Here is a 16,166-nt window from a genome sequence, read left to right as displayed (position 1 = left end):
AGCAGGCCGAGCAGGCCGAGCACACTGAGCCCGCCGAGCAGGCCGAGTCGGCTGAGCCCTCCTCGACCCCGGTGCCCGCGGTCCCCGCCCCGGCCGAGCCGGTCGTCGACCCCCAGGAGGCGATGGACGCCGCCAAGTGGGGACGTGTGGACGGCCAAGGGCGTGTCTATGTCCAGGACCGTGGCGTCGAGCGCGAGGTCGGTCAGTTCCCCGACGCGCCGGTGGCCGAGGCGGTCGCCTTCTACGTGCGCCGCTACCTCGACCTCAAGGCCTCGGTGGATCTGTTCGCCACCCGCCTTCCCCAGCTGAGCGTGCGCGAGATCGACTCGACCCTGTCCTCGATCGAACAGTCCCTGGCCGAGCCCGCGGCGGTGGGTGACCTCGAGGGGCTGCGTGCCCGTTTCACCGCCCTCAAGGCGGTGGCCGCTGAGCGCCGTGCCGCGGTGGCCGCCGAGCGCGCCGCCGCCAAGGAGCAGGCGCTCAAGGACCGCACCGCGATCGTCGAGAGGGCCGAGGCGATCAGCGCCCAGGACCCGGCACGCACGCAGTGGAAGAGCTCGGGCGCCGAGCTGCGCGACCTGCTTGAGCAGTGGAAGGAGGCCCAGCGCCGCGGTCCACGCCTGGACCGTGTCACGGAGGACGCCCTGTGGAAGCGCTTCAGCCACGCCAGGACCACCTTCGACCGCCACCGCCGCCAGTTCTTCAGTGAGCTCGACGCCAAGCAGGCCCAGGTCAAGGCCGCCAAGGAGGCGCTGATCAAGCGCGCCGAAGAGCTGTCGACCTCCACCGACTGGGCCGGCACCTCGGCGAAGTACCGCGCGCTCATGGAGGAGTGGAAGCGGGCGGGCCGTGCCTCGCGCAAGGTCGACGACGCCCTGTGGGCGCGCTTCCGCGCCGCCCAGCAGGTCTTCTTCGACGCCCGGAAGGCCAAGGACGAGGCGACCGACGCCGAGTTCGCCGAGCACCTCAAGGCCAAGGAGGCGCTGCTCGCCCGGGCCGAGGCGCTGCTGCCGATCAAGGACGTCAAGGCCGCCAAGAAGGCCCTGCGCCCGATCCAGGACGCCTGGGAGGAGGCGGGGCGGGTCCCGCGTACCGCGGTGCGCCGCATCGAGGGCAGGATGCGCGCCGTCGAGGATGCGATCCGCGAGGCGGAGAACGCCGAGTGGCGCCGCACCGACCCCGAGACCAAGGCACGGGCCGAGGGGCTGGCCGGACAGCTCGAGGAGTCGATCGCCGGCCTGGAGAAGGACCTCGCCACCGCCCGGGCTGCGGGCGACTCGACGAAGGTCGCCGAGGCGGAGGCGGCGCTGACGGCGCGCCGCGCCTGGCTCGACCAGGTCCGCCGCTCCGCCCGGGCCTGATCCCCGGACCTGATCCCCGGACCTGACAGCTCCCGGTGGCCCCGCCCCCGTGCGGGGCCACCGGCCTGTCGGGCCCCGCGCGGTGACGGCGCCCGGTTATCCACAACCGGAACCGGTGGCCTGGTGCGCCGCCGCCGGTGGGCCCATGCTCAGACGGTGACCGCATCACCGCATCCCGGCCCGCCCCGCCCGCAGCCCACCCCGTTACGGCGGGCTCGCGCACGCACCCGCCGCCAGCACGCCCCGGTCCATGCCCGCGCCGCCCTGGCGCATCTCCTGCCCCGCCCCCTCGAACCCATTCTGGCCGCGCTGCCCGACGAGGAGCTGGCCGTCCTGCGCACCCACCTCGACGACGCGCTCTTCGTCACCGTCCTCGGGCACCAGGTGCCCGCCGACCTCCTGGGCTCAGCCGCCGCACGCGCCGCCTTCGTCTCGCCCTTGGTTCCACCCGGAGGCGTCGTCGTCGGTGCGGCGGCACTGTGGGTACACACCGGCCGCATGCCCCCCGAGCTGTTGACGGTCTCGTGTCCCGACGGACGTCGTTCCACCGACTCGGTCTCGGTGTCCCGCAGCCGGCTGCCCGCGCGCGACCTCCTCACCCTGGCCGGCGTGCGCTGCTCGAGCCTGGCGCGCGCCGCCGTCGACGTGGCGCGCACTGCTCCGCCGGCCCTCGCCGTCCAGGCCGTCCTGCTCGCCCGCGACGCGGGGCTGGGTCGTCAGGACCTGGGTATGGCCCTCTACGGCTGCGGGGGCCAGGACCGTCGGGGACGCCACCGCGCCGAGGGGATCCTCGACGCGCTCCTGGCACCGGGTGCGACGCCTCGTGCGGCGGCTCGTGACGGCTCAGGAGGGCTGGCGCCGGGGGGCGGAGGTCGACCGCCGCGCCTCGAAGACGCCGTCGATGCGCCGCAGGGAGGTCAGGGTGTGGTCGAGGTGGCTGGCCGCGGCCAGCTCGACGACGAACCTGCCGGTGACCACCCTGTCGCGTGAGGTCCCGATCGTCGCACTGATGAGATTGACGTGGTTGTCGGCCAGCACCCGGGTGATGTCGGCCAGTAGCCCGCCGCGGTCGAGCGCCTCGACGTCGATCTGGACGAGGTAGGCGCTCTGGGCGTGGGAGGCCCAGTGGACCGGGACCATCCGCTCGGGCTCGCGCTCGAGCTGCTCGAGGTTGTGGCAGTCGCTGCGGTGCACCGAGATGCCCGAACCGCGGGTGATGAAGCCGACGATCTCGTCGCCCGGCATCGGGGTGCAGCAGCGGGCCAGCTTGACGTAGACATCGCCCTCGCCCATGCCCTCGACGACGACGTCCGCGTCGCCCGAGCGCTGACGGTGGTGGACCGAGGCCGCCTTGGTGGGCAGGACCCCTTCGGCCAGGGTCTCCTCCGCACCGGCCTCCCCACCCACCGAGGCCACCAGCGTGGCCACGACGTGCTGGGCGGAGACGTGCCCCTCCCCGACCGCGGCGTACAGGCCGTCGATGTCGCCCTTGTCGAGCGTCTTGGCCACGTCCATGAGGGAGTCATGGTTCATGAGCCGCTGGATGGGCAGGTCCTTCTTGCGCATCGCCCGGGCGATCGCAGACTTGCCCTCCTCGATGGCCTCTTCCCGCCGCTCCTTGGAGAACCAGGCGCGGATCTTGTTGCGCGCGCGGGTCGAGCCGACGAAGCCCAGCCAGTCACGGCTGGGCCCGGCGCCCTGGGCCTTGGAGGTGAAGACCTCAACGGTGTCGCCGTTCTCCAGCGTCGTGTCCAGGGGGACCAGTCGGCCGTTGACACGCGCCCCGACCGTGCGGTGGCCGACCTCAGTGTGGACGGCGTAGGCGAAGTCGACGGTCGTTGAGCCACCCGGCAGGGCGACGACGTCCCCCCGCGGGGTGAAGATGTAGACCTGGGTGCCGGCCATCTCGAAGCGCAGCGCCTCGAGGAACTCCGCGGGGTCCTGGGTCTCGCGTTGCCAGTCGACCAGCTGGCGCAGCCAGCCCATCTCGGCGGCCTCGGCCGAACGGGCCGACCCGCCTCGCGGGCTCGGTCCCGTGGCGTTGGGATCCTCCTTGTACTTCCAGTGCGCGGCGACGCCGTACTCCGCCATGCGGTGCATCTCGGCGGTGCGGATCTGGATCTCGACCGGGTTGCCGCCCGGTCCCACGACCGTCGTGTGCAGGGACTGGTAGAGGTTGAACTTCGGGACGGCGATGTAGTCCTTGAACCGGCCGGACATCGGTGTCCACCGGGAGTGCAGAGCGCCGAGCACCGAGTAGCAGTCCTGGACGGTGTCCACGATGACGCGCACGGCCACGAGGTCGTAGATGTCGTCGAACTCCTTGCCCCGTACGATCATCTTCTGGTAGATCGAGTAGTAGTGCTTGGGTCGACCGGTCACCGTGCCCTTGATCTTGTTGACCCGCAGGTCCTCCTCGATCTGCAGGCGGACCTGGCGCAGGTACTCCTCGCGCGCCGGTGCCCGCTCGGCGACCATGTGCTCGATCTCGTCGTAGACACCCGGGTACAGGGCGCGGAAGGAGCGGTCCTCCAGCTCCCACTTGATCGTGTTCATCCCCAGCCGGTGCGCCAGCGGGGCGTAGATCTCGAGGGTCTCCTTGGCCTTGCGCGCGGCGGTCTGGGCCGAGACATACCTCCATGTGCGGGCGTTGTGGAGCCGGTCGCCAAGCTTGATGACCAGGACGCGGATGTCCTTGGACATCGAGACAATCATCTTGCGCACGGTCTCGGCGGCCGCGGCCTCACCGTACTGGAGCTTGTCGAGCTTGGTGACGCCGTCGACGAGCAGGGCGATCTCGTCGCCGAAGTCGGCGCGCAGCCGGTCCAGGGTGTAGTCGGTGTCCTCGACGGTGTCGTGGAGCAGGGCGGCGGCCAGGGTCTGAGGGGTCATGCCCAGCTCGGCGAGAATGGTCGCCACCGCCACCGGATGGGTGATGTAGGGCTCTCCGGACTTGCGTCGCTGACCGGAGTGGGCCTTCTCGGCAACCTCGTAGGCGCGCACGATGAGGCTCGTGTCGGCCTTGGGGTGGTTGGCGCGCAGCGCCCGCATGAGCGGCTCGATGGCGGCGGGCGTCGAGTGGCCCCGCGACCCGAACCAGGCCAGGCGGCTGCGCACCCGCGAGCCGGGAACGACAGTCCCCTCCCCGAGGTCGCTGCTGCTCTTGGTCTCCGTCATGACCGGATCATAGCCGTGTCAGGCCGGTCATCAGACATCCAGAGGAACCATCACCGACCCGCGAGGTGACGGCCGGCGGGGCCGGGCTCAGGCGGTGGCGAAGGTGGCCACCGAGTCGATCCTGCGGCCGGGCAGCCGGTCACGGCCGCCCAGGCCGGCCAGCTCGAGCAGCATGCACACCCCCACGACCCGTGCCCCCGCGCGCTCCAGCAGGGAGATCGAGGCGGCGGCGGTCCCGCCGGTGGCCAGAACGTCGTCGATGACGAGCACCCGCTGGCCGGGCACCACCGTGTCGGGGCGGATCTCCATGCGGGCGGTGCCGTACTCCAAGGTGTAGTCCTCACTGAGAACGGGACCGGGCAGCTTGCCCCCCTTGCGCACAGTCAGCATGCCCAGCCCCAGGTGCACGGCCAGGGGGGCGGCCAGGACGAAGCCGCGCGACTCCAGGCCGGCGACGGCATCGATGTGCCCGCGGTAGTGGGCCGCCAGACCGTCAATGAGGTTGGCGAAGGCCTTGCCGTTGGCCAGCAACGGTGTGATGTCACGGAACAGGACACCCGGCTCGGGGAAGTCGGGGATCTCGCGCAGGTTGTCCAGGACCAGCTCGGTGAGCACGCCGGACAGCTCGGGCGCCTGGTCGAAAGGACCGTCCCAGGACCGGGTCGCGCCGCGCCCGGCCTCAGTTCCCTGGGACGGGGCGGGCGAGATGGACGGCCCCGAGGGGGCGGGTACGGGTGGGGACGCCGTCATGAGCGCTTCTTCCTCCTCTTGGGCTGGGCGTGCACGCCCAGGTGGTGGCCGGGGATCAGTGGTGCGGCGACCGGGGCCGAGGCCAGGGCCGCGGCCTCCTCCTCGGTGGCGCCTGCCAGGCGGCGCGCACGGGCGTCGGCGACCCGCTCCGCCTGCTCGCGGACCCCCGTCTCGCGTGAGCGCAGGTCCACCAGCAGCGGCGTGGCCAGGAAGATCGAGGACAGCGTGCCCGCGATCATGCCGATCAACAGCGTCAGGGCGATGTCGCGCAGCGTCCCGGCCCCCAGGATGAAGGCGCCGACGACGAGCAGTGAGGCGACCGGCAGCACGCCAACCACCGAGGTGTTGATCGAGCGGATGAAGGTCTGGTTGACCGCCAGGTTGGCCAGCTCGGCGTAGGTCGAGCGGGTCTGGGCCTCATAGGCCTGGGTGTTCTCCCGGATCTTGTCGAAGACGACGACGGTGTCGTAAAGGGAGTAGCCCAGGATCGTCAAGACACCGATGATCGTGGCGGGAGTGACCTCGAAGCCCGACAGGGCGTAGACACCCACCGTCACGACGATGTCATGGGCCAGGGCCAGTAGGGCGGCCACCGCCATTTTCCAGGTGCGGAAGTAGGCCCAGATGAGAGCGCCGACGAGGACGAAGAAGACGACGAGACCGCGTATCGCCTTCTTGGTCACGTCCGAGGACCAGGTCGGTCCGATGGTGGTCGCCGAGACCTCGGAGGGCTCGGCGTCGTAGGCATCGGCCAGGGCGGCGGACAGGGCGTCGAGCTCATCGGCGGACAACTCGTTGGTCTGGACGCGCACCGCCGAGGATCCCATCGTCGTCACCGAGGAGCTCTGTGACAGCCCCTCGGAGCGCAGAACGTCGTTGGCCGGACCGACCCGGGGCGAGGACAGGCCGCCCACGGTGATCTCCGAGCCGCCCTTGAAGTCGATGCCGGGGGTCAGACCGATCGTGCCCACGAGCACCGCAGACAGCGCGATGATGAGCACGGCGATCGTGTACCACACGCCGCGCCGGGGGACGAAGGGGATCGAGGTCTTACCGGAGTACAGGTCGTTGCCCAGCTGCGCCAGGGAGATCACCGGTCCTCACCGTCCTTTCGGCTCGGGTCCGAGGAGTCCGTGTCGAGCACGTCCCCGTCACGCTCGGAGTCCTCACCCGTGTGCTCGTCTGTGGACTCGTCGTCGGCCTCACTGCCTGCCTCCTGGCGTGCCTCGGCCTTGCGCCTGGCCAGCGATCCGGCCACCGAGTCGATGAGGGCCTCGCGGCCCTTGCCGTAGGTCGAGGCCGAGCGGGCACCGAGGTGCTCGGGGTCGAGTCCCGAGAGCCGGTGGCCCTGGCCGAAGAAGCGCAGTCGCAGGATCCACACCATGAGCGGGTGGGTGAACAGGACGATGACCGCCAGGTCGACGACGGTGGTCACCCCCAGGGTGAAGGCGAATCCCTGAACACCCCCCACCGCCAGGTAGTACAGGACGACGGCGGCCACGAGGTTGACGGCGTCGGAGACGATGATCGTCCGCCGGGCGTGCCGCCACCCCTCGTCGACTGCGACGACAAGGGTGCGGCCCAGCCGGACCTCGTCGCGCACGCGCTCGAAGTAGATGATGAAGGAGTCCACCGTGATGCCGATGGCGATGATGAGTCCGGCCACCCCGGCCAGCGACAGCCGGTAGCCCATCGTCCAGCTGAGCAGGGCGATTGCCAGGTAGGTCATGGCCGCGGCGACGACCAGCGAGGCCACCGCGACAACGCTGAGCCCCCGGTACTGCCAGCCGAGGTAGACGATGATGAGTGCGAAGCCGACCAGGCCGGCCAACAGACCGTTGTGCAGCTGCTCGGTGCCCAGCGTCGCGGAGATCTGCTGCTCGGACTGGACAGTGAAGGTCAGCGGCAGGGAGCCGAAGGACAGCTGGTTGGCCAGCGTGTTGGCGCTGGCCTGGTTGAAGCCCCCGCTGATCTGGACACGACCATCGGTGATCGGCGCCGTGACACTGGAGTTGAAGCCCGAGGCCATGATCGTCAGGCCGTCCAGAACGATGGCGAACTGAGCCTTCTGGGCGTCGGTCGAGGTGGCGCCGGTGGCCGCCGTGCTCGAGACGGCCGCCGCGTCGCGGTAGACCAGGAGGCGCTCGGAGAGCGTGGCGAACTCGGCCGTCCCCTCGTCGTTGAACTCCAGGGAGACGACCCAGTTGTTCGTCGTCTGCCCCTGGCTCGTCGTCTCCAGGCCCGAGTTCGCCGTCTGGATGTCGGTGCCCGCGATCTCGGCCGGTCCCAGGATGTAGATCGTGCCGGAGCCGTCCTTGGCGCAGGAAATGACCGCCTTGGCGGGGTCCTGGCTCTGCCCGGCCAGGGCCTCCTGGGTCGTGCAGTCGGTCATGTGGGCGTCGTAGATGAGCTGCTCGGAGATCCAGGAGTCCGAGGAGTTGCCCTCATCTCCCGCCGTGCCCGCCGGGAACGGCTCGGGGCTGATCGTGCCGTCGCCGTTGACATCGGCCGAGATCGTCGCGACCTGCTCGGGGGTGACGGTGCTCAGCTCCGTGGCGGCTGCCGCCGGGTCGGTCGCCGCCGCAGTGGTCTGGGCGCTCGGCTCGGTGGTGGGTTGTACGGAGGCCTGCGCTGCGGCGACGTACTCGTTCTGCGCCGCGGCGACCTGGGTGGCATTGCCCTGGATGATGCGCAGGACCGGACGGAAGTAGAGCACCGCCGAGGTGCGCACGAGCTCGAGGGTCTCCTCGCTCGGCGTCCCCGGCAAGGACACGACGATGTTCTGTCCTCCCTGGCGGGAGATCTGCGCCTCGGCCACGCCGGTGGCGTCAACACGCTGCCTGATGATCTCGATGGCCTGGTCGACGTCCTCGTTAGTGATCTCGGAGCCGTCCGAGGTCGTGGGGGTCAGGATGATCTGGGTGCCGCCCTCCAGGTCGAGGGCGAGGCCCGGGGTCATCGAGGTGCGGCCCGAGTGGGCGCCGTAGGCCAGCGCCCCGAAGCCGATCGCGATGAGGAGCAGGAGCAGGAGCAGACGACGGCCTGGATGCGTAGTCGTGGTGGTGGACACGCGGTCCCTTCCTGGGAAGCGGGGCGGCTGCGTCGGGGCAGGCCGCAGGGTGTATGGGGCGGGGAGGGTCAGGCCTTGTCGTCGGCGGGCTCGCTGCCCCGCTCGCCGTCGGCGGGATCCCCGGCCTCGGCGTCCTGACGGTCCTCGAGGAGCTCGGAGGGCTCGCCGTCCTCCTCGTCCTGGACCGAGGCGAAGGGCGGCTCCTCGGCGCCGAGGATCGCGTTCTTGGCCCACAGGGACTCATCGCCCAGCGGCGTGGCCAGGGTGACGACGTCGCCATCGACCTCGACGACCGTGCCGTAGAAGCCCGCGCGGGTGCGCACCCACGTGCCCGGCACGAGGGCCTCCTCGGTGCGCCGCTCCTGCTCGGCAAGCATCCTGGTCTGCTGCTTGCGCGCAAAGCGCGACATGAGCCAGAACGCGACGAGCATAACGATGATCATGAGGATCATAGGATCCATGAGGATGACTCCGATCGTCTGGGACTCCCCTGGCACCAGGGGGGCAACCCGGCCGAGTCTAGGGCACCGGAGGACTCGTGAGCCGCGAGGCGCGTCACGTGTTGGCGACATGAGATCCGCTGCGGTCGGGTTCGCGGCTCGAGGGCGCCGATACGTGACCGTGTCGGTACCGCCGGGACGCGGGGTCGACAGCGGCGGAGCAGGAGCGGGCCTGAGTGCCATATGTCCCGATCTCGCGGGGGGATGGCGCTGGTCGTGGCGGATCAGCCGAACAGCGCGCCGTCGTCAGGGACCGCCAGGCCCAGGTGGGCGTAGGCGGCCGCGGTGGCCTGACGGCCGCGGGGGGTGCGGAGAATGAGACCCTCGCGGAAGAGGAAGGGCTCGGCCACGGTCTCGATGGTCTCGGGCTCCTCCCCCACGCTGACCGCCAGGGTGGTCAGGCCCACCGGTGCGCCGGCGAAGCGGGTGCACAGGGCGTCGAGCACCGACCGGTCCAGCCTGTCCAGGCCGAGCTCGTCGACCTCGAAGACCTCCAGGGCGCCGCGGGCCGCCTCGATGTCGAGCCGGCCGGGGGTGCCGTGGACCTCGGCCCAGTCCTGGACGCGGCGCAGCAGACGGTTGGCGATCCTCGGGGTGCCGCGGGAGCGCCGTGCGAGCTCGGCCGCGGCGGCGGCGTCGACGGACACGCCCAGGAGCTTGGCCGAGCGGGTGATGATGCGGCTCAGCTCACCGGGGCCGTAGTACTCGAGGTGGCCGGTGAAGCCGAAGCGGTCGCGCAGCGGCGCGGGCAGCAGGCCCGCCCGCGTCGTGGCGCCCACGACCGTGAAGGGTGGCAGTGCCAGGGGGATCGAGGTGGCACCGGGGCCCTTGCCGACGATGACGTCCACCCGGAAGTCCTCCATGGCCAGGTAGAGCATCTCCTCGGCGGTGCGCGCCAGGCGGTGGATCTCGTCGATGAAGAGCACGTCGCCCTCCTCCAGGGAGGACAGGATGGCCGCCAGGTCCCCGGCGTGCTGAATGGCGGGCCCCGAGGTCAGGCGCAGCGCCCCATCGACCTCGGCGGCGATGATCATCGCCAGGGTCGTCTTGCCCAGCCCCGGCGGGCCGGACAGCAGGACGTGGTCGGGGGTGGTGCCCCGCGACAGGGCGGCACGCAGCACCACCGAGAGCTGGCCGCGCACGACCTGCTGGCCGACGAAGTCCTCCAGGCGCTTGGGGCGCAGGGCCGCCTCGGCGGCCCGCTCGGTCTCATCGGCGCCCCCTGCCACGACGCGCCCATCCCAGTCCTCAGCCACGCCTGCCTCCCCCCAGGCGCCGCAGCGCGGCACGCAGGAGCTCGGGCACGCTGAGGCCCGGCTCACCCGGGGCGTGCTCTGCCTCGACCTCGGCCACCGCCTGGGCGGCGGCCGCCTCGTGCCAGCCCAGCTGGACGAGGGCGGCGACGACGTCGGGGTGGGGGCCCGGCGCGCCCGGCGGGGTGGCGGAGGCACCGGGGGCCGGGGAGCCCGTGCCGCTGACCGGCCCCAGCCGGTCGCCGACGTCGAGGATGACCCGCTGCGCGCCCTTGGGTCCCAGCCCCGGCACGCGCGTGAGCGCGGCGACGTCCTGGGTGGCGATGGCGCGGCGCAGGGCATCGGGGGTGTGGACGGCCAGCACCGCCAGGGCGAGCTTGGCCCCCACCCCCTTGGCACCCAGGAGCACCCGGAAGCAGTGGCGCTCGTCGGCATCGGCGAAGCCGAGCAGCGTCAGGGAGTCCTCCCGCACGACGAGCTCGGTGCTCACCGAGCCCTCCTGACCGACCCGCAGGCCGGCCAGGGTGGCCGGGGTGGCCAGGAAGGTCATGCCGACGCCGCCGACCTCGATGGTCGCGCTGCTCAGTCCGACGTCGAGCACGGGTCCGCGCAGTGAGCTGATCATGCGGTGGGGCTCCTCAAGGGGAAGGACGGACGGCCGCCCGTCGTGGGCTTCGAACACCTGTCCAGACAATAGCAGGCCCGGTAGTCAGCGGCGCCGGCGCGGGTCGACCGCACCATGACGGCGGGCGGCCGCCTGCGCGGCGGCCCACTGCTGCTGGGCGGGGGTCCGGGCGCTGACCCTGACCGACCCGCCCGCCGAGACCATGTCGGTGGCGCCGTCCACACCGGTGCCTCCGCCGCGCCAGCCGTGGCAGATGGCCTGGGCCAGGGCATCGGCGGCGTCGGCGGGCCGGGGCAGGGCCTCCAGGCCCAGGATGCGGCGGACCATCGCCTGGACCTGGGCCTTGTCGGCGGTGCCCGACCCGGTGACGGCGGCCTTGGCCTCAGAGGGCGTGTGCTGGGCGACCTCGATGCCGGCCCGAGCACCGGCCACCATGACCACGCCCATGACCTGGGCGACGCCGATGACCGAGCGCAGGTTGTCCTGGGCGAAGACCCGCTCGACCGACAGACTCGTGGGACCCAGGCGGGCGATCCAGTCCTCGAGGGCCTGGGCGATGGCGAGCAGGCGCAGCTCGGGGCTCTGGCCCGGCGGGGTGCGCACGACGCCGACCTCGACGAGCCGGGCGCGGCGGCGCGGGTCGATGTCGACGCAGCCCAGGCCGCAGCGGGTCAGCCCCGGATCGACCCCGAGGACCCGCTGCTGGGCGACCACGGCGCTGCGGGAGCGCGCCGGGGCAGCGCCTGCGGCCATGGCGGCCTCCGGCGGGCCCGGGCCCTCAGTCCTCCTCCAGGGCGGCGGCCACCTCCGGGGAGACATCGACGGAGGTGTAGACGTTCTGGACATCGTCGAGGTCCTCGAGGGCGTCGATGAGACGCATGACCCGGCGGGCGCCCTCGACGTCGACCTCGACCTTGGTGGCGGCCACGAACTGGGACTCGGCGGACTCGTAGTCCATACCCGCGTCGGTCAGGGCCGTGCGCACGGCCACGAGGTCGGTGGGCTCGCAGATGATCTCGAAGGACTCCGGGCCCTCGACGACCTCCTCGGCCCCGGCGTCCAGGACGGCCAGGAGGATGGAGTCCTCGTCGACCCCCGGGGCGGCGGCGACCTCGATGACGCCCTTGCGGGAGAAGTTGTAGGCCACTGATCCGGGGTCGGCCAGCGAGCCGCCGGTCCGGCTGAAGGCCACCCGCACGTCCGAGGCGGCCCGGTTGCGGTTGTCTGTCAGGCACTCGACGAGGAAGGCCACTCCGGCGGGGCCGTATCCCTCGTACATGATGGTCTGCCAGTCGGCGCCGCCGGCCTCCTCACCGCTGCCGCGCTTGACCGCGCGCGTGATGTTGTCCGCCGGCACGGAGTTCTTCTTGGCCTTCTGGATGGCGTCGTAGAGGGTGGGGTTGCCCGCGGGGTCGCCCCCGCCGGTGCGCGCAGCGACCTCGATGTTCTTGATGAGGCGGGCGAAGAGCTTGCCGCGCTTGGCGTCGATAACCGCCTTCTTGTGCTTGGTGGTGGCCCACTTGGAGTGACCCGACATGTGTGCTCCTTGGGAGTCGGCGAATGGCTACGGGGACCGGGCAGGGCCGCGGGCGCCCGTCGGCGTCCCGCCCTGTCAGCTCGGGCGGGCCGCCATGGCGACGAAGAGGTCGTGGACCCGGCGGTCACCGCCGACCTCCGGGTGGAAGGAGGTGGCGAGGATGGATCCTTGACGAACGGCCACGATCCTACCGCGCGTGTCCTCGCCCTCCTGACCGGCCCGTCCGGCGGATGTCGTGGCGAGGATCTCGACGCCCGGGCCCGCCTGCTCGACCCAGGGGGCGCGGATGAACACGGCGCGCATGGGGTTGTCCGGGCCCGCCCCCAGGAGGGGGGCGACGAGGTCCTCCTCGTAGGAGTCGACCTGGCGGCCGAAGGCGTTGCGGCGCACGGTCACGTCCAGGCCGCCGACCTGCTCCTGACCGGGGCCGGCGTTATCGACCCGCTCGGCGAGCAGGACCATCCCGGCGCAAGAGCCCAGGACCGGCAGCCCGCCGGCGACCAGATCGCGCAGCGCGCCGAGCATCCCGAAGGCGCGCAGCAGCCTGCTCATCGTCGTCGACTCCCCGCCGGGCAGGACCAGGGCATCCAGGCCGGTGGGGGCCTCGGTGCGGGCGACCAGCGCGCCGGCGTCCCGCACCGCCACCGGTCGGGCGCCGCAGTCCTGGAGCGCCACGGCGTGCTCACGCACGTCGCCCTGGAGGGCCAGGACCCCGATCGTGGGGCGCTCGTCGGGGGCGCCCGCGGCGGGGAACAGCGCGCGGGGGTGGAGCACGCCGATGCGCGGGGAGGGGATGCGGTCCATGGGGGCTCCTGTCGGGTCAGGTGCGCGGGGAGGCCGGAACTCCCGCGCCGATCCGGGCGATGAAGGCGGCGTCCTCGGGCTCGGTCAGGTCAATGGGCCTGCCGTCCCAGCCCCGGCTCAGGGTGCGTACGAGGCCGGGCATGGCGCCGGGGTAGACGGTGGTCCCGGCGCCTACCGCCGCATCGAGCTGGCCGGGGGTCCACCAGTCGACGGCGTCGACGACCTCCCGCTCCAGGTCGGTCCAGCCGTCGCGCACCGGCAGGACGCGTTCGTCGAGGAGCAGGAGGAAGAAGTCCTCCTGCTGACGGCACAGCACCGCCGAGAAGCGGAAGACGGCGTCACGCCACGCGATGGGGCCGACAAGCCCGGCGGGGTCGACGACGATGCCCGTCTCCTCGGCGAGCTCACGGGCGGCCGCCGCCCGCGAGTCCTCACCGGAGCGGATGCCGCCACCGGGGGTGAAGACCCACGAGTGAGACGGGTCGTCGGCGTCGTGCCCGGTCAGGAGCAGGGCGTCGCCCCCGACGGTGATGACCAGGACACGGCCGGCGCGGCGGGAGGGCAGGCCCTCGGGTCCCAGCGCCCACTCCCCCGGGTCGATGCGCTGCGCCCAGTCGGCGGGCACGAGCTCGGGGTGGCGCCCGTCGGCGGTCAGGGGCGCTGAGAGCCGGCCGGTGGCGGAACTCACCAGCCGCGCTCGGCCAGCCGGTGCGGGGAGGGCACGTCCTCGACGTTGATGCCCACCATCGCCTCACCCAGACCCCGGGAGACCTCGGCGATGACGGCGGGGTCGTCGAACTGGGCGGTAGCCCGCACAATGGCCGCGGCGCGGGCGGCCGGGTCCCCGGACTTGAAGATGCCCGAGCCGACGAACACCCCCTCGGCGCCCAGCTGCATCATCATGGCCGCGTCGGCCGGGGTGGCGATACCGCCGGCGGTGAACAGGACGACGGGCAGCGCGCCGGTGGTGGCCACCTCGACGACGAGGTCGTAGGGGGCGCCGATCTCCTTGGCCGCCAGGTAGAGCTCGTCGGGGGGCAGGCTGACCAGCCGGCGGATCTCGTCGCGGATGGTGCGCATGTGGGTCACGGCGTTGGACACGTCACCGGTCCCCGCCTCGCCCTTGGAGCGGATCATGGCCGCCCCCTCGGTGATGCGCCGCAGGGCCTCGCCCAGGTTGGTCGCGCCGCAGACGAAGGGCACGGTGAAGGCGTGCTTGTCGATGTGGTGGGCGTAGTCGGCCGGGGTGAGGACCTCGGACTCGTCGATGTAGTCCACCCCAATGCTCTGGAGCACCTGCGCCTCGACGATATGGCCGATCCGTGCCTTGGCCATGACCGGGATCGAGACTGCCTCGATGATCCCCTCGATGAGGTCGGGGTCGGACATGCGGGCCACGCCCCCCTGGGCGCGGATGTCGGCCGGGACGCGCTCGAGGGCCATGACGGCCACGGCACCGGCCTCCTCGGCGATCCTCGCCTGGTCGGGGGTGACGACGTCCATGATGACGCCCCCCTTGAGCATGTCGGCCATGCCGCGCTTGACGGTGGTCGTGCCGGTGGAGACGGGGGTGGGGTCGGCCTGGGGGCTCACGGTGGTCCTCCGGTTGTCCTCGGTGGCGGGTCCCGCTGGCTCAGGCCGCGGGACGACGGGTCGGCGATGGTGCCGCGGTCATGCTACTGCCCCTCGGGACGGTCGCCCGCCTCGGGCGGTGCGGGCCCCGGCCGGGGCCACTTCGCAACTGCCCGGCTACAGCACGGCGACTGCGCCGCGAAGGCGCGGCGCGACTCGACGACCGTGCGCAGGAGGGCCTGCTCCCGGGTGGCGAAATCCGCCTCGGCGTGCCCATCGATTGCCTGCTGGCGCAGCTGCGCCAGGGCCGAGGAGGCGGCCAGGAAGTCCCGCATCGCACGTCGCGAGGGCTCCCCGCGGCTCTTGGCCCAGCGTCGTGCCGCGGCACGCCCCGACCCGGTGGTGATCATGGTCACCTCAGCCGGGGCGAACCACCCGGCGCGCTGGTAGTCGCCCAGCCGGCTGCGCATGGTCATCCGCTCGCTCCAGCGCAGCCACACGACCAAGCCGACCGAGGCGATGAAGAACGGTACGGCGATGAGGAAGTACAGGGTCGGGGCGGCGGTCAGCACCCCGTTCCAGAAGGCGTGGAGGACGATGGCCCCCGCCAGACCGATCGGAGTGACCCACGCCCAGGCCAGCCGCGAGCGCATCCTCGCGCTGGAACCGATGGCGATGCCGGTGCAGGCAGTGAAGATGACGTGGGCGAAGGGCGAGGCGATGCCGCGCATGATGAAGGTCTGCAGCAGCACATCGGAGTACTGCACGAAGTACAGGATGTTCTCGGCGAAGGCGAAGCCCGCGGCGATGACCGCGGCGTAGACGAGGCCGTCGACGGCACCGTTGAAGGAGCGGCGCCGCAGGAGGAAGAGGATGAGCACCCCCAGCCCCTTGGTCAGCTCCTCGACGATGGGGGCGGTCACCACCGCCGAGACCATCGAGCCGCCGTCCAGGGAGCCGGTGGCCTGGGCCACCAGCACGGTGGTGGAGGTGTTGACCACAAGCGACACGACGGTCGACACGCCGGCGCCCCAGAGGAAGGCGGCGGCCAGGGCGCCCAGCGGCTCGGGCTCCCACCTGTCGATCCAGCCCACGGCGGCCAGGACGATGTGCAGCGGGACGAGGGCGAGCACGACCGGCAGGAGCAGGCGGGAGAGCTCCTGGCCGGCGGTGGCGTAGATGACGCCCAGGACGATGAGGAAGCCGATGACGCCCAGGACCCCCAGGACCCACAGGGCGACGGTGCCCCGGCGCAGCAAGCGGTCGGCCTGGGGCGTCCAGTCCAGGGCCGGCGGGCGCTCGGCGGGGCTGTGCGCCGGGCTGTAGGAGTGACGCCGGTAGCCGGCGCGCGGGGCCCACGCGGAGTTGGACGGGGGGACGTGGCCGCTCATCACTGGGCCTCCTCGTGGCCGTCGGCGGGGGGCGCGGGGCGCGCGTGGGGCTCGGTCGGCGCGCCGTGGGCGGGGAGCGCGGGGGGCGGCTCGGGCTCGGTCACGTCGTGGCCGGAGCGGGAGAGC

14 protein-coding genes are annotated in these 16,166 nt (G+C 72.1%); 1 reads left to right on the top strand and 13 read right to left on the bottom strand.

The features are described 5' to 3' along the window. A partial coding sequence (locus tag Q4C85_RS09900) for a DUF349 domain-containing protein (protein ID WP_303141693.1) occupies positions 1-1,361 on the top strand: 1,361 nt, incomplete at its 5' end. An 843-nt stretch (positions 1,362-2,204) separates the two neighbouring features. Here the strand turns inward: Q4C85_RS09900 and Q4C85_RS09895 are convergent. The 13 genes from Q4C85_RS09895 to Q4C85_RS09835 form a co-directional block, all read right to left on the bottom strand. Continuing rightward, positions 2,205-4,538 (bottom strand): bifunctional (p)ppGpp synthetase/guanosine-3',5'-bis(diphosphate) 3'-pyrophosphohydrolase, encoded by a 2,334-nt coding sequence (locus Q4C85_RS09895; protein WP_303141692.1) that lies wholly within the window; start codon positions 4,536-4,538, stop codon positions 2,205-2,207. An 87-nt stretch (positions 4,539-4,625) separates the two neighbouring features. Then, a complete protein-coding gene (locus Q4C85_RS09890; RefSeq protein WP_303141691.1) occupies positions 4,626-5,288 on the bottom strand; it encodes an adenine phosphoribosyltransferase in 663 nt (220 codons plus the stop codon). Beyond that, positions 5,285-6,382 (bottom strand): protein translocase subunit SecF, encoded by a 1,098-nt coding sequence (secF, locus tag Q4C85_RS09885; RefSeq protein WP_303141689.1) that lies wholly within the window; start codon positions 6,380-6,382, stop codon positions 5,285-5,287. Before secF ends, Q4C85_RS09890 begins: the two co-directional genes overlap by 4 nt. Next, positions 6,379-8,358: a protein translocase subunit SecD gene (secD, locus tag Q4C85_RS09880; RefSeq protein ID WP_303141688.1), complete on the bottom strand. Its 1,980-nt coding sequence runs from the start codon at positions 8,356-8,358 to the stop codon at positions 6,379-6,381. Before secD ends, secF begins: the two co-directional genes overlap by 4 nt. A gap of 68 nt (positions 8,359-8,426) precedes the next feature. Next, positions 8,427-8,810 carry a preprotein translocase subunit YajC gene (yajC, locus tag Q4C85_RS09875; protein ID WP_303141687.1) on the bottom strand — a complete coding sequence of 128 codons (384 nt, stop codon included), beginning with the start codon at positions 8,808-8,810 and terminating at the stop codon, positions 8,427-8,429. A gap of 272 nt (positions 8,811-9,082) precedes the next feature. After that, positions 9,083-10,114 (bottom strand): Holliday junction branch migration DNA helicase RuvB, encoded by a 1,032-nt coding sequence (gene ruvB / locus Q4C85_RS09870; protein WP_303141686.1) that lies wholly within the window; start codon positions 10,112-10,114, stop codon positions 9,083-9,085. Then, positions 10,107-10,736, bottom strand: coding sequence for a Holliday junction branch migration protein RuvA (gene ruvA, locus Q4C85_RS09865; RefSeq protein ID WP_303141684.1), 630 nt, complete (start codon positions 10,734-10,736; stop codon positions 10,107-10,109). Before ruvA ends, ruvB begins: the two co-directional genes overlap by 8 nt. Before the next feature lie 84 nt (positions 10,737-10,820). Then, the gene (locus Q4C85_RS09860; RefSeq protein WP_303141682.1) at positions 10,821-11,489 is read right to left on the bottom strand and encodes a crossover junction endodeoxyribonuclease RuvC; all 669 of its coding nucleotides are present in this window, start codon (positions 11,487-11,489) and stop codon (positions 10,821-10,823) included. 25 nt (positions 11,490-11,514) lie between these two features. Next, the gene (locus Q4C85_RS09855; protein ID WP_303141681.1) at positions 11,515-12,273 is read right to left on the bottom strand and encodes a YebC/PmpR family DNA-binding transcriptional regulator; all 759 of its coding nucleotides are present in this window, start codon (positions 12,271-12,273) and stop codon (positions 11,515-11,517) included. Positions 12,274-12,348: 75 nt separating this feature from the next. Further along, on the bottom strand, positions 12,349-13,077 hold the full coding sequence (gene pdxT / locus Q4C85_RS09850) for a pyridoxal 5'-phosphate synthase glutaminase subunit PdxT (protein ID WP_303141680.1): 729 nt from the start codon (positions 13,075-13,077) through the stop codon (positions 12,349-12,351). Positions 13,078-13,093: 16 nt separating this feature from the next. Further along, the gene (locus Q4C85_RS09845) at positions 13,094-13,765 is read right to left on the bottom strand and encodes an NUDIX hydrolase (protein WP_303141679.1); all 672 of its coding nucleotides are present in this window, start codon (positions 13,763-13,765) and stop codon (positions 13,094-13,096) included. Continuing rightward, positions 13,762-14,610 (bottom strand): pyridoxal 5'-phosphate synthase lyase subunit PdxS, encoded by an 849-nt coding sequence (gene pdxS / locus Q4C85_RS09840; RefSeq protein WP_303141696.1) that lies wholly within the window; start codon positions 14,608-14,610, stop codon positions 13,762-13,764. Before pdxS ends, Q4C85_RS09845 begins: the two co-directional genes overlap by 4 nt. 143 nt (positions 14,611-14,753) lie before the next feature. Further along, the gene (locus Q4C85_RS09835; protein ID WP_303141678.1) at positions 14,754-16,040 is read right to left on the bottom strand and encodes a PrsW family intramembrane metalloprotease; all 1,287 of its coding nucleotides are present in this window, start codon (positions 16,038-16,040) and stop codon (positions 14,754-14,756) included. Positions 16,041-16,166: the final 126 nt, after the last annotated feature.

It is taken from the genome of Actinomyces sp. (assembly GCF_030524025.1).
Taxonomy (GTDB): Bacteria; Actinomycetota; Actinomycetes; order Actinomycetales; family Actinomycetaceae; genus Actinomyces.
This window is presented reverse-complemented; position numbering and strand designations above follow the sequence as displayed.

What these genes read in the sequence shown, in the direction of transcription:
- Q4C85_RS09895 (WP_303141692.1), bottom strand. Translation starts at nt 4,538, where the DNA reads ATGACGGAGACCAAGAGCAGCAGCGACCTCGGGGAGGGGACTGTCGTT.
- Q4C85_RS09890 (WP_303141691.1), bottom strand. Translation starts at nt 5,288, where the DNA reads ATGACGGCGTCCCCACCCGTACCCGCCCCCTCGGGGCCGTCCATCTCG.
- yajC (WP_303141687.1), bottom strand. Translation starts at nt 8,810, where the DNA reads ATGATCCTCATGATCATCGTTATGCTCGTCGCGTTCTGGCTCATGTCG.
- ruvA (WP_303141684.1), bottom strand. Translation starts at nt 10,736, where the DNA reads ATGATCAGCTCACTGCGCGGACCCGTGCTCGACGTCGGACTGAGCAGC.
- Q4C85_RS09860 (WP_303141682.1), bottom strand. Translation starts at nt 11,489, where the DNA reads ATGGCCGCAGGCGCTGCCCCGGCGCGCTCCCGCAGCGCCGTGGTCGCC.
- Q4C85_RS09855 (WP_303141681.1), bottom strand. Translation starts at nt 12,273, where the DNA reads ATGTCGGGTCACTCCAAGTGGGCCACCACCAAGCACAAGAAGGCGGTT.
- pdxT (WP_303141680.1), bottom strand. Translation starts at nt 13,077, where the DNA reads ATGGACCGCATCCCCTCCCCGCGCATCGGCGTGCTCCACCCCCGCGCG.
- pdxS (WP_303141696.1), bottom strand. Translation starts at nt 14,610, where the DNA reads ATGGCCGACATGCTCAAGGGGGGCGTCATCATGGACGTCGTCACCCCC.
- Q4C85_RS09835 (WP_303141678.1), bottom strand. Translation starts at nt 16,040, where the DNA reads ATGAGCGGCCACGTCCCCCCGTCCAACTCCGCGTGGGCCCCGCGCGCC.